The 23,762-nt window shown below is 36.2% G+C and carries 21 protein-coding genes and 1 riboswitch; of the genes, 9 read left to right on the forward strand and 12 right to left on the reverse strand.

The window, feature by feature from the left end:
* Nucleotides 1–176: 176 nt before the first annotated feature.
* On the reverse strand, nucleotides 177–416 hold the full coding sequence (locus tag MHH71_RS14000) for a helix-turn-helix domain-containing protein (RefSeq protein ID WP_006093276.1): 240 nt from the start codon (nucleotides 414–416) through the stop codon (nucleotides 177–179).
* Nucleotides 417–596: 180 nt separating this feature from the next.
* On the opposite strand from MHH71_RS14000, the gene MHH71_RS14005 reads away from it, so the two are divergent.
* Entirely contained in the window at nucleotides 597–965 is a 369-nt protein-coding gene (locus MHH71_RS14005) for a hypothetical protein (protein WP_033798579.1), read from the forward strand.
* A gap of 309 nt (nucleotides 966–1,274) precedes the next feature.
* Here MHH71_RS14005 and MHH71_RS14010 read toward each other — a convergent pair whose 3' ends face one another.
* On the reverse strand, nucleotides 1,275–2,324 hold the full coding sequence (locus MHH71_RS14010) for an NAD(P)/FAD-dependent oxidoreductase (RefSeq protein WP_006093273.1): 1,050 nt from the start codon (nucleotides 2,322–2,324) through the stop codon (nucleotides 1,275–1,277).
* Between the two features lie 337 nt (nucleotides 2,325–2,661).
* Here MHH71_RS14010 and MHH71_RS14015 point away from each other — a divergent pair, with 337 nt between their 5' ends.
* The 3 genes from MHH71_RS14015 to MHH71_RS14025 are packed head-to-tail and all read left to right on the forward strand — an operon-like array spanning nucleotide 2,662 to nucleotide 5,666.
* Nucleotides 2,662–3,585 carry an iron-hydroxamate ABC transporter substrate-binding protein gene (locus MHH71_RS14015; RefSeq protein WP_006093271.1) on the forward strand — a complete coding sequence of 308 codons (924 nt, stop codon included), beginning with the start codon at nucleotides 2,662–2,664 and terminating at the stop codon, nucleotides 3,583–3,585.
* A 48-nt stretch (nucleotides 3,586–3,633) separates the two neighbouring features.
* A complete protein-coding gene (locus tag MHH71_RS14020) occupies nucleotides 3,634–4,668 on the forward strand; it encodes a FecCD family ABC transporter permease (RefSeq protein WP_006093269.1) in 1,035 nt (344 codons plus the stop codon).
* On the forward strand, nucleotides 4,665–5,666 hold the full coding sequence (locus MHH71_RS14025; RefSeq protein ID WP_033798578.1) for a FecCD family ABC transporter permease: 1,002 nt from the start codon (nucleotides 4,665–4,667) through the stop codon (nucleotides 5,664–5,666). The genes MHH71_RS14020 and MHH71_RS14025 overlap by 4 nt, the downstream gene beginning before the upstream one ends.
* Before the next feature lie 57 nt (nucleotides 5,667–5,723).
* Here the strand turns inward: MHH71_RS14025 and MHH71_RS14030 are convergent, their stop codons facing one another.
* The 6 genes from MHH71_RS14030 to MHH71_RS14055 all read right to left on the reverse strand — a co-directional run bounded on the left by MHH71_RS14030 (nucleotide 5,724) and on the right by MHH71_RS14055 (nucleotide 11,904).
* A complete protein-coding gene (locus MHH71_RS14030; protein WP_006093266.1) occupies nucleotides 5,724–6,365 on the reverse strand; it encodes an L-fuculose-phosphate aldolase in 642 nt (213 codons plus the stop codon).
* A gap of 36 nt (nucleotides 6,366–6,401) precedes the next feature.
* Nucleotides 6,402–7,187 carry a DeoR/GlpR family DNA-binding transcription regulator gene (locus MHH71_RS14035; RefSeq protein ID WP_006093265.1) on the reverse strand — a complete coding sequence of 262 codons (786 nt, stop codon included), beginning with the start codon at nucleotides 7,185–7,187 and terminating at the stop codon, nucleotides 6,402–6,404.
* A 264-nt stretch (nucleotides 7,188–7,451) separates the two neighbouring features.
* Nucleotides 7,452–8,492, reverse strand: coding sequence for an S-methyl-5-thioribose-1-phosphate isomerase (mtnA, locus tag MHH71_RS14040; RefSeq protein ID WP_033798576.1), 1,041 nt, complete (start codon nucleotides 8,490–8,492; stop codon nucleotides 7,452–7,454).
* Nucleotides 8,493–8,504: 12 nt separating this feature from the next.
* The gene (mtnK, locus tag MHH71_RS14045; protein WP_033798575.1) at nucleotides 8,505–9,734 is read right to left on the reverse strand and encodes an S-methyl-5-thioribose kinase; all 1,230 of its coding nucleotides are present in this window, start codon (nucleotides 9,732–9,734) and stop codon (nucleotides 8,505–8,507) included.
* 366 nt (nucleotides 9,735–10,100) lie between these two features.
* Entirely contained in the window at nucleotides 10,101–10,709 is a 609-nt protein-coding gene (locus tag MHH71_RS14050) for a class I SAM-dependent methyltransferase (protein ID WP_006093259.1), read from the reverse strand.
* Between the two features lie 88 nt (nucleotides 10,710–10,797).
* Entirely contained in the window at nucleotides 10,798–11,904 is a 1,107-nt protein-coding gene (locus MHH71_RS14055; RefSeq protein WP_006093257.1) for a M20 peptidase aminoacylase family protein, read from the reverse strand.
* Between the two features lie 236 nt (nucleotides 11,905–12,140).
* Between MHH71_RS14055 and MHH71_RS14060 the strand changes: the two genes are divergently transcribed.
* Together MHH71_RS14060 and MHH71_RS14065 are read left to right on the forward strand one after the other, a co-directional pair.
* Complete coding sequence (locus MHH71_RS14060) at nucleotides 12,141–13,250, forward strand: mandelate racemase/muconate lactonizing enzyme family protein (RefSeq protein ID WP_006093256.1); 1,110 nt, start codon at nucleotides 12,141–12,143, stop codon at nucleotides 13,248–13,250.
* A gap of 14 nt (nucleotides 13,251–13,264) precedes the next feature.
* The gene (locus tag MHH71_RS14065; protein WP_006093255.1) at nucleotides 13,265–13,960 is read left to right on the forward strand and encodes a hypothetical protein; all 696 of its coding nucleotides are present in this window, start codon (nucleotides 13,265–13,267) and stop codon (nucleotides 13,958–13,960) included.
* A gap of 70 nt (nucleotides 13,961–14,030) precedes the next feature.
* Here the strand turns inward: MHH71_RS14065 and MHH71_RS14070 are convergent, their stop codons facing one another.
* The 4 genes from MHH71_RS14070 to rlmD all read right to left on the reverse strand — a co-directional run bounded on the left by MHH71_RS14070 (nucleotide 14,031) and on the right by rlmD (nucleotide 18,617).
* Nucleotides 14,031–14,738, reverse strand: coding sequence for a M48 family metallopeptidase (locus MHH71_RS14070; protein WP_006093254.1), 708 nt, complete (start codon nucleotides 14,736–14,738; stop codon nucleotides 14,031–14,033).
* Nucleotides 14,739–14,859: 121 nt separating this feature from the next.
* Complete coding sequence (locus MHH71_RS14075; protein WP_003205667.1) at nucleotides 14,860–15,393, reverse strand: YehS family protein; 534 nt, start codon at nucleotides 15,391–15,393, stop codon at nucleotides 14,860–14,862.
* A 596-nt stretch (nucleotides 15,394–15,989) separates the two neighbouring features.
* Nucleotides 15,990–16,979 (reverse strand): tRNA dihydrouridine synthase, encoded by a 990-nt coding sequence (locus MHH71_RS14080; RefSeq protein WP_033798574.1) that lies wholly within the window; start codon nucleotides 16,977–16,979, stop codon nucleotides 15,990–15,992.
* A gap of 261 nt (nucleotides 16,980–17,240) precedes the next feature.
* Nucleotides 17,241–18,617 carry a 23S rRNA (uracil(1939)-C(5))-methyltransferase RlmD gene (rlmD, locus tag MHH71_RS14085; RefSeq protein ID WP_033798573.1) on the reverse strand — a complete coding sequence of 459 codons (1,377 nt, stop codon included), beginning with the start codon at nucleotides 18,615–18,617 and terminating at the stop codon, nucleotides 17,241–17,243.
* A gap of 121 nt (nucleotides 18,618–18,738) precedes the next feature.
* A riboswitch (purine riboswitch) is annotated at nucleotides 18,739–18,840 on the forward strand.
* A gap of 399 nt (nucleotides 18,841–19,239) precedes the next feature.
* Here rlmD and MHH71_RS14090 point away from each other — a divergent pair.
* The 3 genes from MHH71_RS14090 (at nucleotide 19,240) to MHH71_RS14105 (ending at nucleotide 23,663) form a co-directional block, all read left to right on the forward strand.
* Entirely contained in the window at nucleotides 19,240–20,436 is a 1,197-nt protein-coding gene (locus MHH71_RS14090; protein WP_006093247.1) for a NupC/NupG family nucleoside CNT transporter, read from the forward strand.
* A gap of 538 nt (nucleotides 20,437–20,974) precedes the next feature.
* Nucleotides 20,975–22,093 (forward strand): polysaccharide deacetylase family protein, encoded by a 1,119-nt coding sequence (locus tag MHH71_RS14095; protein ID WP_006093245.1) that lies wholly within the window; start codon nucleotides 20,975–20,977, stop codon nucleotides 22,091–22,093.
* Between the two features lie 484 nt (nucleotides 22,094–22,577).
* Nucleotides 22,578–23,663: a polysaccharide deacetylase family protein gene (locus MHH71_RS14105; RefSeq protein WP_033798571.1), complete on the forward strand. Its 1,086-nt coding sequence runs from the start codon at nucleotides 22,578–22,580 to the stop codon at nucleotides 23,661–23,663.
* Nucleotides 23,664–23,762 lie beyond the last annotated feature (99 nt).

Consider the following 23,762-nt stretch of genomic DNA (forward strand, 5'->3'; position numbering starts at 1 on the left):
TTCATCCTCCACTAGTATTAGCCCTCACCAATCGGGCTTTTACGGGCAGTTTATTCTCCACCTAGCTTCTTTACTTTTGTTGAAATTAAAGTGGGAATATTACTGCCCACAAATAGCAGGATAAAAATGATTCTGTATCATTTTTCATAGAGTACTACGCTATAGGCCCATGAGTTTTAATCTTCGTCTTTTACATCCATATCCTCTGGAATTGGCTCATTTAATATTTCTTCTACTAACTGTTTATATTTTTCCATTTGCTCTAAATGCGTATTGAACTGTTCTTTATTCAGCAAATATTGCTCACCGTCATACACGGCTCGAATTCGTTTTTGCTGAACCAATTCTTCAATGTAAGATTCCGGAATATTTAAATATTCTGCTGCTTCTTTTACCGTTATATACAATCGTTTCATTCCCTTATTATTTTTTTATGTCTACATTATTATAAAAGATTTTTATAAATAAAATAAAAAGATTTTGTAAATACAAATCAAAAAGCAGGTAGATGCATTCCATATATTGTATAATAATATAGTAAGTATTAAAAAAATATAGATGGCATTTATCCATTTACACAAAGGAGAGTTAAACATATGGCTACTCGTCACATCATTACAATGTTAGAGCAATCATTACAAACTGAAACAATAAATACTGCTTCTCAGCTTTCTAAAGCTTTACCAAAAAGAATCATTGAGCAAACAAAGGCTGCAAATGAAAGCGTAAACTATAATACAATTGGAGAATGGTATAAACATCATTTTATATTTCAACAAGATGATTTCCTTTGGGCTAAATATGCTTACTATGATGCATACTGTGAAGCGTTACAAAACCAGGGACATCTTACAAAACGTGTACGTCACATACTAGAATCTATGGCTAGAAAACACGGGAAACAATATATTGCCTCTGTGCAAAATAAGCAGTTTCCTGATCAGTACGCACAAGGAACAGCATAATTTTCCTTGTCTATAAAAAATATGAACCACAAAAAAAAGATTTACAAATCCAACGTTCACGTCTTTTACATGTATTCTCTTCTCAAAATACATGTAAAAGACGTGAACTGAAGAAACCAATGTAATACAAATGATAAAAAACATAGTAATTATATAAACACCCAGCCTACTTCCTTACTTAATAAAGATTAGGAAAGTAACTGGGTGTTTATCTATTAAAAAGATATTTATTTCAAATCTCTCATAATTCATTTACATATTCTTCTCTATTTATTTCTTTCCACTCTTTAAACTTCTCAACACGACCCATTATTTCATCATTTGCTTAATAATTTCTCGGTTACGCTGCTTGAAAACATCATTATGGGAAGAAACCATTCCATATTCACTCGCATCTGGTTGAATAAATTGTTTTGCTTTATTTACAGCATTTCCAGCATCTTGGAAAGCACCCGCAATTAAATGCAATTTCCCTTCATGCTTTAAAATATCTCCAGCAGCATATAGCCCTTCTATTGAAGATTCACTGTTCGCACTCCCGGCAATAAAATAATTATCAACGATTTCAACATTTAGTTCACTATTTTCCAATAATGTTATATCACGTTCATACCCATGATTAATAATGACTTCGTCAATAGGTAAATGAGAAACTTCACCTGTTTCATGATTCGTTAACTCAATATATTCAATTGCTTCGTGATTATCATCAGCCATCAACTTTGTAATCGACGTATTAAAGAGACAATCTACCGAACTATTCATAAGCTGAGTAACTTGTGCTTCATGACCAGCTAAGGCATCTTTTCTATATGTTAAATAAACCTTTTTCGCAATGGGCTCTAATTCATTTGCCCAATCGATCGCTGAGTTTCCTCCACCTGAAATAATTACAGTCTTATCTTTAAAACCCTTTAAAGATTTGACCGTATAATTTAAATTTGATACTTCAAACCTCTCTGCACCTTCAATTGCTAACTTTTGTGGTTTTAATATTCCACTTCCAGTAGCTACAATAACTGTTTTTGAAAAGTGCTTTTGACCAGAGAAAGTTGTTAGCACAAAAACTCCCTCTTCATTCCGATTGATTGACTCTACCTTTTCATTCAACACTACTTCCGGATGAAATGTTAACCCTTGCTCCACAAGCTGCTCAATTAACTGCGCTCCAGTAACTGGTGGCAATCCCCCGATATCCCAAATCATTTTCTCAGGATAAACATGTACTTTCCCACCTAACTGTGGTTGAAATTCAATTATTTTTGTTTTCATTTCCCTAAGCCCACTATAAAACGCTGAGTAAAGCCCTGCTGGACCTCCTCCAATCACGGTCACATCAAATAATTCTTCTGGATTCATTTATGTTCACTCCCAGGTATCAAATATAATTGATTATCATTCTCAATAAAATATAACCTTTTCCCTTCAGGTTTTCAATCAAAATAACTATTGACAATAGAAAAATATAAAATTATATTATTAAAGAATCGATATTGATAATCATTATCATTTTGTAAACTATTAACAAATTTGTAGGGAAAATAGCGGCTCGTTTATTTATAGATCCCTCAAGTATTTTATTATAGTAAATCTCAATATCAAGATTTATAAGATTCCTTAACTACTAAGTGCAAGACATCTATCCCGTTAGAAAGCTATATACTACATACAATTTTATAAAAAGGAGAAAGAAAAAATGAAAAAGTTATTCATTTCACTTACAGTTCTATTCGTACTCGTTATGAGTGCTTGTAGCAACGGTTCGACAGATAAGAAAAACGATTCAAATGCAAAGGGAAGCAAATCAGAAACAATTACATATCAATCTGAGAATGGTAAAGTTGAAGTTCCTGCAAATCCCAAACGCGTTGTTGTACTATCATCATTCGCAGGTAACGTAATATCTTTAGGTGTAAACCTTGTTGGTGTAGATTCATGGTCTAAAATGAATCCGCGTTTTGAAAAAAAATTGAAAGATGTTACAGAAGTATCTGATGAAAATGTTGAAAAAATTATCGAATTAAATCCAGATTTAATCATTGGTTTATCAAACATTAAAAATATCGATAAGTTAAAAAAAATCGCTCCTACTGTAACATTCACATATGGGAAAGTTGACTACTTAACACAACATTTAGAAATCGGTAAACTACTAAATAAAGAAAAAGAAGCAAAAGCTTGGGTTGATGATTTCAAAAAACGTGCGCAAGCCGCTGGAAAAGATATTAAAACAAAAATTGGTGAAGATACAACCGTTTCTGTTATTGAAAACTTCGACAAACAAATCTATGTATTCGGCGATAACTGGGGCCGTGGAACAGAAATCCTGTATCAAGAAATGAAATTAAAAATGCCGGAAAAAGTAAAAGAAAAAGCGCTAAAAGATGGCTACTATGCATTATCTGCTGAAGTTCTACCTGAGTATGCTGGGGATTACTTAATTATAAGTAAAAACAACGATACGAATAATTCATTCCAAGAAACAGAATCGTACAAAAACATTCCAGCTGTTAAAAACAATAAAGCATTTGAAGTAAACGCGAAAGAATTCTATTTTAATGATCCAATCACATTAGATTTCCAACTAGATTTCTTCAAGAAAAGCTTTCTTGGTAAATAACACAACAATGAGGAATTCTTATTTAAAGAATTCCTCTTCCTTTATTCTATGAAAAGAAAAGATGTGAAACTAATGACAAAAGACAATCTACGTTCCACTTCCTTTGTATACAAGCTCATTTTAGGAATCATTGTGTTCTTTATTATATTTATGGTTGCCATGGTATTTGGCGCAGCAGATACCTCTATAAAGGATGTATGGATAGCGCTGACTTCTAACGTTAATGGAGAAAAGTTCTCCATTATCCGTGAACTTCGCTTCCCACGTGAAATTGCAGCCATTTTTGTTGGAGCTGGGCTCGCTGTTTCTGGTGCGATTATGCAAGGTATAACGCGAAATCCACTCGCTGATCCAGGATTACTCGGGCTAACTGGTGGTGCCAACGCTGCCTTGGCAATTACACTTGCCCTTATTCCTTCTGTAAACTATTTTTATATAATGATTGCTTGTTTTATCGGTGCTGCTATCGGCGCCATTATGGTCTTCGGAATTGGTATGATGAAAAAAGGCGGGCTTTCTCCTCTTCGTATTGTACTTGCTGGCGCCGCGGTTTCAGCATTTTTAGTCGCGATTTCAGAAGGAATCGGGATTTATTTTAAAATCTCACAAGATGTATCCATGTGGACTGCCGGAGGCGTAATCGGAACATCATGGAGCCAATTACAGGTCATTGTTCCAGTTATTTCAATCAGTATATTCATTGCAATCTTATTTTCAAAGAAATTGACGATTCTTAGCTTAAGCGAAGAAGTAGCAATAGGACTCGGTCAAAAAATCATCGTCATTAAAATCATTCTTTTTATCGTTATCATTTTACTTGCCGGTGCTTCTGTTGCACTTGTTGGAAATATGGCATTTATCGGTTTAATGGTACCTCATATGGTCCGCCCTATTGTCGGACCAGACTATCGATTTGTGCTACCGATGTCTGCCATTGCTGGTGCTTCTTTTATGCTATTAGCTGACACACTTGGACGCACAATCAACGCTCCATATGAAACACCAATAGCGGCCATTATCGCAATTGTAGGTTTACCATTCTTCCTATTCATCGTACGTAAAGGAGGAAGGTCGTTCTCATGATTCAACAATCTAAAAAACAACGAGTAATCGTACTTGCCTTACTCCTGCTTATTGCAGCAACCATTACAATTGGAATGGGCCTAGGAGCAGCTTCATTGTCCTATGATAGACTGCTACCTACACTTTTGGGCCAAGGTACATTTAAAGAAGAATTTATTTTATTTTCTCTTCGATTACCACGAATTGTGATTACACTATTAGCTGGTATGGCACTTGCCTTATCAGGAGCTATACTACAAGGTATAACGCGTAATGATCTAGCCGAGCCTGGTATTATCGGTATTAACTCAGGGGCAGGCGTTGCAATTGCCCTTTTCTTTTTATATTTTCCAATAGACGCAGGCTCATTTGTTTACTTGCTACCAATCGTTGGATTTATCGGTGCCTTTATTACAGCCTGTCTCATCTATGGATTTTCATACAGTAAAACTGCTGGGCTTCAACCGATAAGACTGACATTAACAGGAATTGGATTTACGTTCGCTCTTTCCGGAACGATGATTGTACTTATTTCATCTGCTGAACGTGCAAAAGTAGACTTTATCGCAAAATGGATTGCCGGAAACATTTGGGGAGATGACTGGGTTTTTGTTTTCGCACTCCTTCCATGGCTAGCTGTACTCATTCCATTTACTTTCTATAAAGCAAACCGATTAAATCTCCTTGCATTAAATGAGCATGTAGCAATTGGTGTTGGTGTCGCACTCGAAAAAGAACGCCGCTCACTCCTTATAGCAGCCGTTGCATTAGCAGCTTCTGCCGTTTCAGTCACAGGGGGAATTGCCTTTATCGGACTTATGGCTCCTCACATCGCAAAATCTTTAGTCGGGCCGAGGCATCAATTATTTCTTCCTGTTGCCATTTTAATCGGGGGATGGCTATTGTTACTTGCAGATACAATTGGTCGTCATATTGTAGAGCCAAGTGGAATTCCAGCGGGGATTATGGTCGCTTTGATTGGTGCTCCTTATTTTATGTATTTGTTACTTAAGAAATAAAAATAAAATCCCTTGAGAATCGATTTGTTCTCGAGGGATTTTTTCTATTTACTAATTCTAGTGTTGCCCATACCCATCAAACTTCTTCGCCAATCTTGCCATCTCTTCCTCTGGCAACAATTTTGGCTCTCCAATGCACTTCGTTTGATAATAAATTTGCGCGCAAAATTCAATTTCCTCCGCAACAGTAAACGCCATTTTTATATTGTTCCCACCGGCCATTAAGCCGTGATTAGCAAGTAAAACCGCACGGCGATCAATCATTCCTTCAAAAGCCGCTTCTGCTAGTTCCTTTGTTCCGAATGTTTCATACGGCGCACAACGTACATTCGGCCCTGCGAAAGCAATCAGATAAGATACCGCAGGAAGTTCCCATCCTAATGATGCTATTGTTTTTGCGTAAGGGGAGTGCGTGTGAACAAGTGCGTTGATGTCCTCACGCTTTCTATAATAAATAAGATGCATATCTAGTTCACTAGAAGGCTTTCTATCCCCTTCCACAATTTCACCATCTAAATTCAATATAGCTACATCTTCAGGCACTGTTTCAAAATAATCTAAACCACTTGGACTTATTGCAATAAGACCTTGTTCACGATTAAAAATACTAATATTACCGCCAGTCCCCTTTGTTAATCCGCTAGCGATCATTTTCTTTCCATACGCTACAATCTCTTCTCTTTCTTTTTGTAGTAACATATATATACATCCCCCTTGGTGTGAACTCTGTGACGACTAGTTTGCTAGAATAATGGGTGTACCATATTCTTTATAGCTGTTAATACATTCTTGCTGCAGTGGTGTCAACGGTATGAGCTCATCTGTGATAATTTTTGTAATACCCTGTTTATCACAAACCTTATAGAAAGCAACATTTCCGAGCTTCGTATGATCTGCTAAAACAATGACTTCACTCGATTTGCTAAGCATTGCTTGCTTCGCTTCTCCTTCATCAATAGCTGTATCTGTTAAGCCTTCATGAAAACTAAGTGCTTTACTTGAAATAAAAGCTTTATCAATATAAATTGTCTCTAGATACTGTTTCAAAGAAGCTCCCATAACAGATAATGATTTCCCACGTAAAAAGCCACCGAGTACAATGACAACAATCTCTGGCACATCTGCTAGTTCAATCGCAATGCTCAGGTTATTTGTCACAACCGTTACATCTTTGCGATCCTTAATAAGTTTACTTACCTCAAGGGCTGTTGTACTCGCATCAAACGCAACGACATCACCATCTTCAATTAACCTAGCAGCTTCACGTGCGATTGCTAACTTCTCTCTCTTATTACTATTTAGACGCTCTTCCATCGAATATTCATATACCCGCTTTGTTTTTAGTTTTACACCACCGTACATCCGAATGACTTTGCCGTCTTTTTCAAGCTTCTCTAAATCTCTTCTTATTGTCATTAATGATACTTGAAATGCATCGCTTAAATATGAAACTTCCACGTGCTCCCTTTGTTCAAGTATCTCAATGATTTTATTTCTTCTCTCTACCGGTGAATTAGACATGATAATCGGTCCTCTTTTTCGTTATTTTCTTATATGTCTAATATACATAAGCAATTTTCTATATAAACCCATCTTGATTTTTCAACATATAAGTCGCTACTACGAAGAACAAAAGATGATCGCTACTTGTTTTCTCTCTGTTTTCACTTGGCATGAGGCAGGAGAGGACCTGACCGCTTCTATGCATGGACAGGCGCTCTCTCCCATCTAAAAAGAAAGGTTTTATATCAGTTTTTCAATTTGTACTTATATATTTCATAATTACTAAAATAACTTTCTTAAATTCTCGGTAAATGGAGCCCTAACAATTCCCTTTTCCGTAATAATTGCTGTTACATTCTCATGCGGCGTTACATCAAACGCTGGATTATATACTTTACTTTCTTTTGGAGCTGAATATTTCCCAAAGCGGTTAATCACTTCAGAAGCATCACGCTCCTCGATCGGAATCTCCTTACCTGTTGGTGTTTTTACATCAATTGTCGGAGTCGGTGCTGCAACATAAAATGGAATGTTATAATATTTCGCTAAAATGGATACACCAAGCGTTCCAATTTTATTTGCCACATCACCGTTTGCCGCTACACGATCGCAGCCAACAATAACTGCATCAATTTTCCCTTGTGACATAACCATTGCCGCCATATTATCCGTAATGACTGTTACATCAATCCCAGCTCGCTGCAGTTCTAGTGCCGTTAACGTAGATCCTTGTAATCTAGGACGTGTCTCATCAGAATAAATCTTTAAATCCCATCCCTTTTCTTTCGCTAGGTACATCGGCGCTGTTGCAGTACCATATTTCGTTGTTGCTAAAGCACCTGCATTACAATGCGTTAGTACACCCATGCCATCTTGGAACAATGTTAATGCATATTCCCCAATTTGGCGGTTAATCTCTTCATCTTCTTTATGAATTCCTTTTGCTTCCTCTAATAACCTATTTTTCAAATCAGCGATAGATAAATGGGAATGTTCTTTTGCCGCATTTTCCATTCTCTCAAGTGCCCAAAATAAGTTCACCGCTGTCGGTCGAGATGTCGCTAAGTACGTGCAGACTCTATTTACTTCTTCTATAAATGACTCCACTGAATCTTCGGATGCCTCTTTTACGCCTAAATACACACCGTAAGCTGCTGAAACACCAATCGCCGGTGCCCCGCGTACTTTCATTACTTGAATGGCATCCCATACACCCTCAGCTGTTGTAAAAGATTCATAGACTACCTCATTCGGTAATAGAGTTTGATCTAATAAAACTAAAGCATCATCTTTCCACTGAATTGGTATTAATTGCTCTGTCATCATCTTCTCTCCTTACTTTGCACTATGGACAGACTGCTCTTTTAACGTTTGTAAAAAACTAGCGCCTGTTTTATATTCATTTGCTCGTAAAATAAACTTCTTCGCTGCCTGTAAACAAATCCGTTCTGCTCCCGCCCGAGCTTCATCACTTGAAATCGATGTAATATCTTTCACCTTTGCTAATCCAACAATGCGGCGAATCAACTCTAAACCCGTCACAGCCGCTGTATCCACTAACACAGATTGTAAATACCAACGATCAAAGCCAGTTTCCTTTGCCATAATCTCTGTTACATGCGTGCTCCACGCTTCTAAAAACTTCTTCTTAAACAAGTCGATTACATCTATAATCGTAGACTCCAGCCAACTCATATAGGTATCTTTTTCCACTCCATCAACCATCGCTACATCTGCATTCACCCAAGCAAATATTAAATTTGCCATCACATTCCCAACGTCATATCCCATCGGGCCATAGAAAGCAAATTCTGGATCAATGACCTTTGTAGAATCCTTTCGTACAAACACAGAGCCAGTATGTAAATCACCATGAAGTAGTGCCTGCGCATTCGTCATAAACGAAAACTTAAGCTTCGCTACTTCCATACGAAGTGCTTCATCTCCATATATATGCTCCCGAATCCAACCTTCATTTATCGAAAACAACTCATTGCGCTTGTTATGATCTGTAAATGGCTCCGAGTACACAAGATCCTCTGTAATCTCACATAACTCTGGATTGATATAATTCTTCACAAGTTCCTTTTTCTCTTTATGATTCATCACTACATCAGATGTTAATAAAAGTGTGTTTACCATGAAAGTAGTTAAATCATCCGCAAGCTTTGGAAACATTTGATGGTTAATCAGTGCCGTCCGTAAAATCGTATGGTCTGATAAATCTTCCATCACACAGCAATTCATCATACTATCAAATAAATACACATCTGGTACAAGCCCAGATGCCAGCTTCCCCTCTAACTGTAAAACGTTTGACTCAATGCGAATTCGATTCGTAGACAACTTAAACTCATCTGAAATACGCGCCGTATCTCCGGCTTGCTTCACAATGACAGAAGTTCCTTTCTCCTTATCCCAAACACGAAACACATAATTTAAATTGCCATCCCCAATTTCCTTGCACTGCAAATCTTTTGCGTTTTCAAACATTGGTAACTTCTCTTTCACATACTCAATAACATTACTAGCTTCCATTAAAAAATACTCTGCGAACTTAGACATGGTTTCTCCCTCCACACTAAATGTAAGCGTTTTCTAAAAGCCATAAAAATAATAGATTGAAAGTATTTTTTCAATCTATGTTATATGTTCTTTTTGTATCATATTTTGTTTGAAACGAACATCTAGTTTTTATTATAGCTTGTTGGGGATGGGAGTCAATGTTTTCCTATATGAAAACGAGAAGCTACTGTTGTATTTTAAGAGCTTCTTGCTTCCTTTTTATTTAATACGCTTTAACCCCTATCCATCTTACATAATGAGCAAAGTTCAAACATCCTGTACTCCATTGTGTTTTATTTATGGTACAGTTCACCGTATTTAATTCTAAATACTCACTGACATTTACTATTTATCTTTTTACTCCTTCTAGCTTCTCAATCCATAAACCAAAAACCTCTCGTTCCCATTCCGCTCATACACCCCAGGCAATCTAACTTCCTCTTTCAATTCAAATGCCGTTTGATTCTCTAAGAAAAAGATATAATCTTCCGATGGATAATATAAAATAATCTCTATTTCTCTCTCTACTTCCTCCACCGAAAGCAATATATTATTGATTACATTCATAAACACTTGCACTGAAAATGGATTAAAGAAATAAAATCGATTGTCACGCGGATCAATCTCATATTCTTGCGCTAAGCAACATTGAAATTGAATTTTATCTTTACTATTTCTCGATTTCTTCGCATAACGTTCTAAATTTTCCATTGCTTCTTTGTAGAACATCTCGTTCATTTCTATTCCAACAGCTGACGCACCACATGCATGATGAATATAGAAATTCAGCCGGCCTTTTCCGCATCCAAAATCAACAATCCGATCACTGCTTTTCATTTCATATTGATCTAATAATATTTCTAGCCCGCTATATGGCGTTGGTTCATAGCGATGATAATGCAGGGACTTATTGAATCCCTTTTGCTCTCCTACTGTTTTTATATTTAATATCGCATCATAATATTGTTCGTTCATTGATTTTCTCCTATTAAGAAATAATACTTTTTATTATACAACATAGAAAAAAAGCCTGATAAAATCAGGCTTTTACTTTAAACCAATATTATTTTAAAGCTTCCAACACAGTTTGCTTCATTATCTCTACTCCATCGATTATACAAGCGTGATCAAACTTCATATAAGGGTGGTGTAACCCGGGCTTTAAATTTGCCCCTAATCCTAACATAACAGCTTTTAAATGCGGCCTTTTGACCGTATAGTAATGAAAATCATCACTTCCTGTAGTAAAAAGTGGCGGTGTGCATCCGTCTTCTCCGTATATTTCAAGAATTCCTTTCCGCATGAGTTGTTCTGCCTCTTCCGATACCTCTGCCCCAGGTGCAATATCAACCCATTCGTAAGAAATCTTCGTTCCCATTGATTCAGCTGATTGAATGACATGTTCTATCTTGTTCGTTAACTCTTCTAGCAATACATTGCTCTCCGCCCTTACATCTAAACCGAATTGCCCATTTCCTGGAATGATATTTAAATTATCTCCACCAGCTTGGCATTTCGTCATTTTGACAGAGTATGATTTTTGCGGTGAGAGCCAGATGTTTTTTAATCCGATATTAATCATAGAAATAACATCAATTGCGTTCACACCTTGATGTGGTCGTGCCCCATGCGCATCATCCCCGTGTATATTCGCTTCTAAAAATCCCGCTGCCCCATGCCAAATAGATGGTGCTGCTTTTTTTAAAGGTAATTCTTCAATTGGTCGTAAATGAACACCAAATAAGAAATCAGCGTCATCCACCGCTCCCTTCTCCACCATCTTTAAAGCACCATTTCCTTTTTCTTCTGCAGGCTGGAAAATAAATCGGACAGTTCCTTTTTGCCAATGCTCATTTTTCAACTGCAAAATAAGTCCCATCGCAATCGTCATATGAGCATCGTGACCACAAGAATGATTTGCTTTAAATTTCCCATCTACTTCTTGCCATAATGCATCCATATCAGCACGAATGGCGATAACTGGTTTCCCGTTCCCCATTTCAGCTATAACTCCAGGGCAATCATCAAATACTTTATATAAAACTCCTTCTTCTTCTAGAAATTTCGTAATATAGGCCGTTGTATTATATTCTTTCCAACTTATTTCAGGATTCTCGTGTAAATGCTGAAAAATTTCGTTTAAACGATCTTGAAGCTCTACTGTTTTCACTTTCCCTTTCTCCTTCCTAAATTCGAAGCAGTTTTCTCATTTATAAAAATCCTATTTTGAAAAACATATTGAATATTCACGCAAATGTCAAGAGATTGTCCCTTCATTTCTTTTGAAATATAATAAGGTAATTAAGATCAGAATTCTGAAAATTCTTTTAAAAATTTACTCATCATTAGTCTAATTAAGAATATATGCAACTTTAAATTTATGATACAAAGGACGTGGATTATACAATGAAAATTACAGCAATTCACCTTTATGCAATCCGTTTACCACTTCGTGATCCATTTATTATCAGCTACGGCACTTACAATGATATGCCTTCTATTATTATAAAAATTGAAACAGATGAAGGTATTGTCGGTTACGGTGAAGGAGTAGCCGATGATCACGTTACAGGCGAAACATGGGAAAGTACCTTTCAAGTTTTAAAACATACATTAGCTCCTGCCTTGCTAGGTGTGAATCCAATGAATATCGAGAAGATACATGACATCATGAATCAAACTATTTATAGTGTTCCTACCGCAAAAGCTGCGATTGATATTGCTTGCTTTGATTTAATTGGGAAAAAGTTAGATCAGCCTGTTTATCAATTGATTGGTGGCCGTTACCATGAAGTGTTTCCAATTACTCATGTTTTAAGTATCGCCTCCCCAGAAGCTATGGCAAAAGAAGCTGCTTCCATGATCAATAAAGGCTATCGCTCTTTTAAAATGAAAGTCGGAACAGATGTCCAAAAAGATGTTGAGAGAATTGAAGCTGTACGTGAACGAGTAGGGAATGATATCGCAATTCGCGTGGATGTAAACCAAGGCTGGAAAAATAGCGCTACTACGTTAACTGCATTACGCTCACTCGGACACTTGAACATTGATTGGATTGAACAACCAGTTATAGCTGACGATATTAATGCAATGGCCTATATTCGCTCAAAAACAGACCTTCCACTTATGATTGACGAAGGACTAAAAAGTTCCCGTGAAATGCGCCAAATTATTCAAATGCAGGCCGCTGATAAAGTGAATATTAAATTAATGAAATGTGGCGGTATATACCCCGCTGTGAAACTCGCTCATCAAGCTGAAATGGCCGGAATTGAATGCCAAGTTGGCTCCATGGTTGAATCATCTGTTGCATCTTCTGCTGGATTCCATGTTGCTTTTTCGAAAAAAATCATCACAAGCGTTGAACTAACAGGACCGTTAAAGTTCACGAAAGATATTGGAGATTTATATTACGACATACCATTTATTCGTCTAAACGAAAAGCCAGGATTAGGCGTCGATGTCAATGAAGATATACTAAATGAATTAACCGTTTTTCAAGACGTTGTTCGCTAAAGGAGGACCACCACATGAACATTCTTTATGAAGGAACATTAAAACAAAACGAACAAAGATTCAAGGTCGCACCATTATCTTTCGATCACATCCAGCAAATTTTATCCTTACAAAATGTTGTAATTGAAACATTAGAAAATACAGATAGCTTGCAACCTCTTACGTTAGAAGAATATCAATATATATTAAACGGAAACGGCTTAATAATTGGTGCATTTGTAGATCAAGAGCTGATTGCGTTTCGTGCACTCTTAGTCCCACCTATTGATGACGAACATTTAGGGTTTGATATTGGTTTAACTGAGGATGATTTAGACCGTGTTATTTACCAAGAAATCTCAAATGTTCATCCAAAGTGCCGTGGAAACGGCATGCAGAAAATATTAGCAACAGTGATTATGGAACAATTAACACAAACAGACAGCAAATACGATTACGTTTGTTGTACAGTTGCGCCATTTAATATTCCGAGTTTGAAAGATAAGTTTGCGCAAGGGATGGAGATTGCTGCGCTGAAGGAGAAGTATGGCGGGAGTATGCGGTATGTATTTGTGAAGGAATTGCGCAAGGATAAAGAAAGAGATTGGACGGATGTTAAGAACATTTCGATGAGTGATGCTAGCGAACAGCAGGCATTACTTTCAGAGGGTTATCGTGGATATGAGATGGAGAAAGTGGATGAGGCTTTCATTGTGAAATTTGGACGATAATATATATACAAAAAGAACCCTAATTCATTAGGGTTCTACTTTATTTCAAGCCACATATCCAAAGTAATAACTAAACCGTCATTTTCCAACTTGATAACGCTAACCAGTTTTCCATCTCCTTATAATCAGGCATTATCTTCCCAACAAGACGCCAAAAAGATCGATCATGATTTAAATGGACCATATGGCACATTTCATGAACAACTACATAGTCAATCACCCTCTGAGGTGCCATTGCTAGCTTCCAATTAAACGTTAACTGTAGATTTGAATCACAAGTTCCCCATGTACGGTTACTATCTGAAATACGGATTAAACGCGGCTTTGTTTTAAAGTTACTTTGATACGATTTAATACTCTTCTCTACTAACGCTTTACACTGTTTATAATAAAATCGTTTTAAAGCTTGTTGTATTTTCTCATTCTTAAGCTCTTTCACATAAATATGCAGCTTATCTCCTTCAAACACTGCATTATCTTGCTCAATACTTGTATCTTGAGAAATCTGTATCGGGTACGTGTTTCCTAAATACAGAAAGCCCTCTCCTTGATCATAAGCCTTTTCCTGTGACCCAAGCACTCTCTCCTGCATTTCCTTACGTGTTTTCTGAATCCAATCCCATTTCTCCTCTAACAACTGGATTATATATTCAACAGGCGTCCCTTTCGGAGCTTGCACCTCAACATTTCCGTAAGAATCTACATAAAGACGTACTGATTTTTTCTTCTTGCAATTTATATGAAAATTGATTGTCTCACCTAAATATGTATGTATCATTTCATCACCTAGCGTATTTGTTCTTGTTATTTTTACAAATAAAAAAGAGTAGGCTACAAACTCCCTACTCTATCTATTATATCATTTACTGCTTTATCATAAATGCTACAATACTGATCCCTTATCCTCTATATTTAACAGCTAGTCCCTTTAAGAAATTCCTTGCGTATCTATCGCCGCACTCTTTGTAATTTTTATGACCTTCTTTTCTTAATAGAGCGCTTAATTCTCCTTTTGTTACGATGACTCCTACGTCTTCTAATATATCAAGCATATCTTCACTTGTTAATGATAGTGCTATCTTCAATTTTTTTAGAACGAGATTATTAACACTTCCATTACTCTTTAAAGACATCGCTTGTCTATCCGATTGCCCTGGTTTTGGATCTTGTTTTCCTCTTTTAAAAGTAATCAAACCATTCAAAAACGACTCTAACATAACATTATTGCATTTTATTTCGTAATCATTTTCAACTACATCACTATCATCGTCAACTTCATCATAGTAACTGTTTTTTAATTTTGTCAGCATCTTTCGCACTTCTTCTTTTGTTACTTCAACGCCACCAAGTTTAAACATCTCCACCATATCTATATCTTTTATATCCAGAGCATATCTTACTCTAATTAAAATATCATTATTGCTTATAGCCATTGTTTGTCCTCCTAAAATGTTGGTTATTTATCCAGCAGTCAAAGCGTATCCTCTAACATGCTTTAAACTATCATGTTTAATATAACTTTTTAGTTAATGTCCGCTAAATTAATACTTTAACACTTTACAGACATGTTTTATAGTCTTACCCAAATTAATACTTGTGAAGGTCATACTAAAAAACTCAAGAGGACCTTGAGTCTGAGGAAAGATTCAAATGATTTTTTGATTTATTCTCTTCTCCTTCCTTGCGCCTATAGATCTGGTCTATATTTATTAAACCCTGAGGTACGCTTATAAGACTCTTTCCACCGTTGCGTTAACGAAAAGAAAAAGCAGTGCTTTGATCTCTCAAAAACACTGCTCATTTTCTGCTTTAAATTTATTTTAAACTCAACCAAGCCACACACTCCACATATGCAGAGTGTATGTGGCAACACAAGGGTGCTGGTGGGTTTATTACATTCTTAAGACCTTTTTCTTTCAGAAAACAGACTTTATCAAACAAAAGTTGTCGGCTGCAAGGGAACTTGAAACTGAATAAAATAAGCACACGTGAGTTGATGTGAATCATTTTCCCTCTAACTTTTTGAGAGTTACACTATTTCACTGTCCTCTGTCCCATCAACACTCTTTTCAAATTTATCAAGCAATGCACGCACTTCATCTGTTGATTTCGTGCTCATCAATTGATTTCTTAATTCAGCAGCTCCATGGAATCCTTTGACATAAATTTTGAAAAAGCGATGAAGCCCTGTGATTGAACGTGGCAGTACTTCTGCATATTGATCTTGAAGATCAAGCTGCAGTCTTAAAAGATCAAGGTATTCTTTACTGCTATGCTCTTTCGGCTCTTTTTCAAAAGCAAAAGGATTTTTAAAGATACCTCGTCCGATCATAACGCCATCAATACCATATTTTTCAGCAAGCTGTAGCCCAGTTTGACGGTCAGGAATGTCTCCATTGATTGTTAGTAGCGTATTTGGTGCGATACGGTCACGTAATTTTTTGATTTCGGGAATTAGCTCCCAATGCGCATCTACTTGGCTCATTTCTTCTCTTGTACGTAAATGAATAGAAAGGTTCGCAATATCCTGTTTTAAAATATGCGTTAACCACTCCTCCCACTCATTTAGCTCCTTAAAGCCAAGTCGTGTTTTCACGCTGACAGGCAGTCCGCCCGCTTTTGCTGCTTGAATAAGTTCTGCGGCAACGTCTGGACGCAGAATAAGGCCACTACCTTTTCCTCTTGATGCCACATTCGGTACAGGGCAGCCCATATTAATATCGATGCCTTTAAATCCTAGCTCTGCCATGCCAATACTCATTTGACGGAAATATTCGGGATTATCCCCCCAAATATGTGCCACCATTGGCTGTTCATCTTCTGTAAAAATCAAACGGCCACGCACACTTTTCATACCCTCTGGATGACAATAGCTATCCGAGTTTGTAAACTCTGTGAAAAATACATCCGGTCGACCAGCTTCACTTACTACGTGACGAAAAACAACATCTGTCACATCTTCCATTGGTGCAAGTACAAAAAATGGTCGTGGTAAATCACGCCAAAAATTATCTATCATTTCAAACTCAAATCCTCTCACTATGGATACAACTTCAAACTCTCGGTCAAAAAATATAAAGCCAAATGTTCCACTTCTTTTACACTTATATCATGCTTAATAACTTATTATCAAACACAAGTACATTTGGACATTTATAATTTGTGAAAAACTATCGTGAAAATCGGCAATGTTTATTTTAACTAAAGTCGGTCCTGAATGGTATTTTTATAAACAAAAAAGCAGATGGTATAGATTTTTTCTATATCAACTGCTTTTCTATTATACCAACTCCAACCAAGCCACACACTCCACATGCGTAGTATGCGGGAACATATCCACAGGCTGTACTTCCTGCGTCTTATATCCGCCTTCTTCTAATACTTTTAAGTCACGTGCTAGTGTTGCTGGATTACATGATACATATACAACGCGTTTTGGCTTCATATCGATGATCGTGTTTAATAGTGCCTCATCGCAACCTTTACGCGGCGGATCGACGACGATTGTATCAGCAATTACGCCTTCTTTATACCAGTTTGGAATGACTACCTCTGCTTCTCCTACTGCAAATTCAGCGTTTGTCATGTTGTTTAATGCAGCATTTCGATTTGCGTCTTCAATTGCTTCTGGGACGATTTCAACGCCGTATACTTTTTTCGCTTTTTGCGCTAGGAATAGCGAGATTGATCCGATTCCGCAGTATGCGTCGATTACTGTTTCATTTCCATCTAATTTTGCATATTCTAATGCTTTGTCATATAGCACTTTCGTTTGTTCTGGGTTTACTTGATAGAAAGAACGTGCTGAGATAGCAAATTTAATATCACCGATAAAATCATAAATATATTCTGATCCATATAGGACTGTTGTTGTGTCTCCGAAAATTACGTTTGTACGTTTCGTGTTTACGTTTTGAACAATTGATTTTACATTTGGGAACTTCGCTGTAATTTCTTCGATGATCGCCTTTTTGTTTGGAAGCTCTGCCGTACGTGTAATGAAGACAAGCATAATTTCCCCTGTTACTTGTCCGTACCTAGCCATTACGTGGCGAAGTGTTCCTTTATGACGTTCTTCGTTGTACGCTGTGATGCCATGCTTTTCACAAATACGTTTTACTTCTTGAATTAATGCATCATTTTCTTCTGCTTGAATTAAGCATGTTTCCATATTAATGATGTCATGTGTTCCTTGGCGATAAAAACCAGCTACAAGCCCGCCTTCACGTTCTCCAATCGGTACTTGTGCTTTGTTTCGATAAACCCACGGATTCTCCATACCAAGAACAGGATGAACTGGTACGTCGTGCAGTCCACCGATGCGCTGCATTACGTCACGCACTTGTTTTTCTTTCGCCTTTAGTTGTCCTTCATATGTTAAGTGCTGAAGCTGACAACCGCCGCATTGGTTGTAAACTGGGCATTCTGCATCTTTACGATATGGACTTTCTGTATGAAGCTTCATTAAACGGCCAAATGCGAAGTTCTTCTTTACTTTAATAATTTTAATTTGTGCTTCTTCACCTGGTAACCCGTTTTTTACGAAAATAGGATATCCTTTCACTTTCGCAACACCGGCACCATCATGTGTTAAATCTTCAAATACTACATCTATAAACTCGTTCTTTTCAACTGGTGGCGTCATTTTATTACTCATTTTCCGACCTCTCTTTTTCATAACACTGCGTTACATTTTACCATACTCATATGCTCTTTATCCATTGGAAGAAAAAAAGCTATTGACGAATTTTGTTGACTAATGTTACGCTACTAATAATTTAATACGGACGATGTTCCCTCATATATACTTGATAATATGGATCGAGAGTTTCTACCCGGCAACCGAAAATTGCTGGACTATGGGGAAAACTAATGAATATTAGCTTGTTTGTGTATACAAAGACTCATATTGATTAGCTTTCTCTCATAGATGAAAGTGAATCCATATGGGTCTTTTTTTATTTTTTACTTTTCTAAAAGGTCAGACATCTTACGTATGACATGAAACCTCTCCTATTTTAATTATATATATTCATTTTGACTTTTCAGTATATCGGTTAGCTATGAAGAATAAAAAGTGGCCCGCTCTTGTTTTCTCTTTTTGGTTTCACTTGGCACGGGGCTAAAAAAGGCTCTGACCGCTTCTATGCTTGATCAGATCCTCTCTTACATCTAAAAAGAAAGGGTTTTTATGTCGGTTTTTCAAATTGTATTTATATAGTTATATAATGAGCGTTTTATGTAAAAACTTTATACGAACTTCTGAAAGGGGCAACTACATGCAATATGTAATGAGCGTTATCGGCATTCTTGTCGTGTTAGGTTTATGTTTTGCTTTGTCAAACAACAAAAGTAAAATCAACTTCCGTGCAATTGCTATTATGATTGGTTTCCAAATTTTAATTGGTTGGTTTATGTTTGGCACAAAAATTGGTCAACAGATCATCATTTTAATTAGTAAGGTTTTCAACAAACTAATTAAACTTGGTACGACAGGTGTCGATTTTCTCTTTAATGGAATTCAAAGAGACTTTGTCTTTTTCTTAAATGTATTATTAATTATTGTCTTTTTCTCAGCACTACTTTCTATTTTCAGTTATTTAGGTGTTTTACCATTCATCGTTCGAATTGTCGGCGGTGCAATTTCCAAAATTACTGGTTTACCACGCGTTGAATCATTCCATGCGGTAAACTCTGTATTCTTTGGTTCAAGCGAAGCATTAATCGTTATTAAAAATGACCTACAGCATTTTAATAAAAACCGTATGTTCATCATTTGCTGTTCAGCAATGAGCTCCGTTTCAGCTTCTGTTACAGCATCATACGTAATGATGCTAGATGCGAAATACGTACTAGCAGCGTTGCCACTGAATTTATTCTCTAGCTTAATTGTTTGTTCTTTATTAACACCAGTTGATACAAAGAAAGAAGAAGAAACAGTTCAGAAATTCGATAGAAGTCTATTTGGAGACAGCTTTATCGGTGCAATGATTAACGGTGCATTAGATGGTTTAAAAGTAGCCGGTATCGTTGCTGCTTTAATGATCGCCTTTATCGGTGTGATGGAAGTTGTAAACTATGTAATTAGCGCAGCTTCAGGCGCAATGGGCCATGCGATTACACTGCAACAAATCTTCGGTTACATTCTTGCACCATTTGCATTCCTAATGGGTATTCCAGCTCACGATATTATCCCAGCTGGCGGAATCATGGGAACAAAAATTGTTTTAAATGAATTTGTGGCTATTCTTGATTTAAAAGAAGTTGCAAAAACATTATCTCCACGTACAGTTGGAATCGTTACTGTATTCTTAATTAGCTTCGCAAGTATTAGCCAAATCGGTGCGATCGTTGGTACAATTCGTGCCCTTTCCGAAAAACAAGGAAGTATCGTATCTAAGTTTGGTTGGAAAATGCTATTTGCATCAACACTTGCTTCTATTTTATCCGCTACGATTGCTGGATTATTTATTTAACAATGAATTACCCTATCCTTCCTTTCATTTTGGAATGTTGGGGTGATTTTTTTATGAGCGAAGGTCACCAATCTGCAAATGAAATGTAATCATATGCAATATTGCATACATTTTTCAATACGATTTTTCTTTTTTATATTAAGAAATATATATATACTAGTATTGGCCAGAAGATGTATTCTGTCTGTTTACAGTGAAAGAAATATCCAACAACAAAAACCCAAAAGTAAAAAAAGCGTTTTTAAAGATACCTCCGAAATTAGCTATTTTTCGGAGGTATCTTTTTTCATAAGGCAATCTATAACTACAATTGTTTTTATTTACAAAATTTTACATAAGACAAATCCCATGCAATTGAACTGCATTTTTGTCGAATTCTCCCAAAAGAGATATTCCCCTCTATATTTCATAGTGATATGATAGACAAGGGTATGATTCAAATAGAAATATTTGAATCAATAATCTCTTATAACAAGACAAATAGAGAAATTATTACATATAAGAGACAAAACTAAAAACACAATAGAAGGATGATATTATGAAGAAATATGCATGTATCGCTTTGCTTTCTTCTGCTATTCTCGTAGGTTGTAACACTAGCACTACTAGTGAAAAACAGACAAAAGAAGCAACTTACAAGAGCCAAAAGGAAACGAAAGAAGTACAAGCCAAAGCAGTAGAAATACCTGTAACTCAAGGACTCATTTCATGGGATCCATTTGAATACAATGCAAAGAATACGACACTTTATACAAAGAACTTAAGAGATTCATTTAAGGAAGTGCGTTACAATATTTGGCGTACAGCTGATGGACCTACAAGTAAACAAACCTTTGTATCACAAGAAAAAGCGCGTGATTTTGCTCTCCCATTTCATTTACAATCATTTCATTTAAAACGTGGAGAATTTCAAATTGAAACAGTGGGATTAAAAAATGACAACACTGAAGTTCCTCTAGTGAAATCTACGATTACATTCCAGCAATATGCACCTTTCCTTATGTACCATGCTATTGAAAAATATCCTGGACCAGGTGATGGCGATTTAGGTTTATATGTACCACCAGAACAATTTGAAAAACATATGCAATATTTAAAAGATAACGGTTATACAATGTTAACGTTTGAACGTTGGGGCGAGGTAAATCGTGTCAATAAACCTGTCTTTGTGACAATGGATGATGGCCGAAAAAATAATATGAACGCTCTTCATATTTTGCAAAAATTAAAAGATGATAAATTCCAACCAGCAGCAACCGAATTCCTCGTTTCAAGTACTATTGATACACCAAATCGTCTTACGACAGATGATATAAAACAAATGCTTGATTCGGGTATTTTTTCCATTCAATCTCATACTGCTAATCATGCAATGATGGCTTATACAAGTAATTATGATGAAGAATTACGTGTATCTAAAGAAAAAATTGAAAATCTTACAGGCAAAAAAGTGATCGCCCTTGCCTATCCAGTAGGTTCTTATAATGACCCAGCTGTGGAAGAAACAAAGAAACATTATGAATTTGCGGTAACTACCGATCATGGAACTCATATTACAAAAGGCACACCAAATGAACAATACTTAATTAAGCGACATTTTGTTGGCCCTAATACAACAATGGCGCAGTTTACATCACTTGTGAAAGAAAAATATTAATCGTTTTTTAGGCTGCTTTCATGAAAAAGTAGCCTTTTCTTTTATTTATTTTTCCAACTTTAAAATTAGCTTAAATTTTAGCCTTGAACATTTAGCTCCACTTTTATAAATGTTATAATTTGTAAAAAGATTAATGGAGGTACAAATGAAATTACATGCTCTTTTTGATTTCCTACATTTATTATTTTTCAGCATAAAAAGTCATTATGTTCTCGGCATCCCTAGTTATGTATTTTTAATTCCTTTCATTTTTGTTGTTGGCTACATGATCATAACGCTGAACAAGCCTGCAAAAAGAAAAAGACTTCGAAGTAGAGAAACATCTTAACTATTTGTTTCTTTGAACTACCATCACTTTACTATAACGATATAAAGTGAAACTTTAATCAGCCCGACCTCTTCATTTCTCTCTGAATCTTAAGGTGAGGGTCTTACTGCCCGTTCATGCGGGGAAAAAGTGAATACACAATAGAAGGTGATCGTTATGAAAAAATATGCAGCTATTGCTTTATGTACATCTGCCATTCTAGCAGGGTGTAATTCTAACAATACAAATAATGAACCTAAAAAAGAGAAAACGGTTCAAGAACAGCCAAAAAAGCAAGTAGAAAAAGTGCAACCACAGGGTACAATATCTTGGAGTTCTATTACACATGAATCCACAAATACAGCTATCCATATAACGGATTTAAAAGATTCTTTAACCGAGGTACAATATAAAATTTGGCGAACTGCTGATGGAAAAGAAAGCGCAAAATTATTTTCATCCAAAGATAAAAACAAACAGTTTGCAATTCCTTTTGATATTAAAGAATTTGACGGCAAACGTGGTGAATATCAAATTGAAGCATCTGGTTTAAAAGAAGGTGGAAAAAGTATTCTGCTCACAACATCCACCATCACGTTTCAGCAGCATGTTCCTGTCTTAATGTATCACGCGATTGAGGATTATTATGGTCAAGGAATAAAAGGCTTATTTGTCTCACCTGCGAACTTCGAAGCGCAAATGAAATATTTAAAAGAAAACAGCTATACATTATTAACGTTCGAACGTTGGAATGATATTAATAAAGTAAATAAACCAATTCTTGTTACGTTTGATGATGGTATGAAAAATAATATGAATGCATTTCATATTCTACAAAAGTTAAAAGACGATACATTTAAGCCGACAGCAACCGAATATATGATTGTTGATAACATCGATGCAGAAGGCTCCTTATCCACCGCGGATATAAAAGAGATGGTTGATTCGGGTATTTTCTCTGTCCAATCTCATACAGCAACACATGCTGATTTACCGAAAATCACAAACTATGAGGGAGAGTTAAAGGGTTCAAAAGAAAAGCTTGAAAAGATCACTGGTAAACCTGTCATTGCAATTGCATACCCGTTTGGTCATGTAAATGATAAAGTTGTAGAAGAAACAAAGAAATATTATCAATTTGCGACAACGACAAAACCAGGACAGTTCATTACAAAAGGTGAGCCAGATGAACTGTTAAAAATGAAACGCGTTCGTATGCACAACACTACTACAGTTGAACAGTTTGCTACTTCTATTAAATAAACTTGGGTTTACTACCCATAAATAATCGAGTAAGAATAAAAATTATTATAACTAGAAAAATGAGTACGATACTTTTCATATCGCACTCATTTTTTTAAT

This window comes from Bacillus sp. FSL H8-0534, from assembly GCF_038005885.1.
GTDB lineage: Bacteria > Bacillota > Bacilli > Bacillales > Bacillaceae_G > Bacillus_A > Bacillus_A pseudomycoides.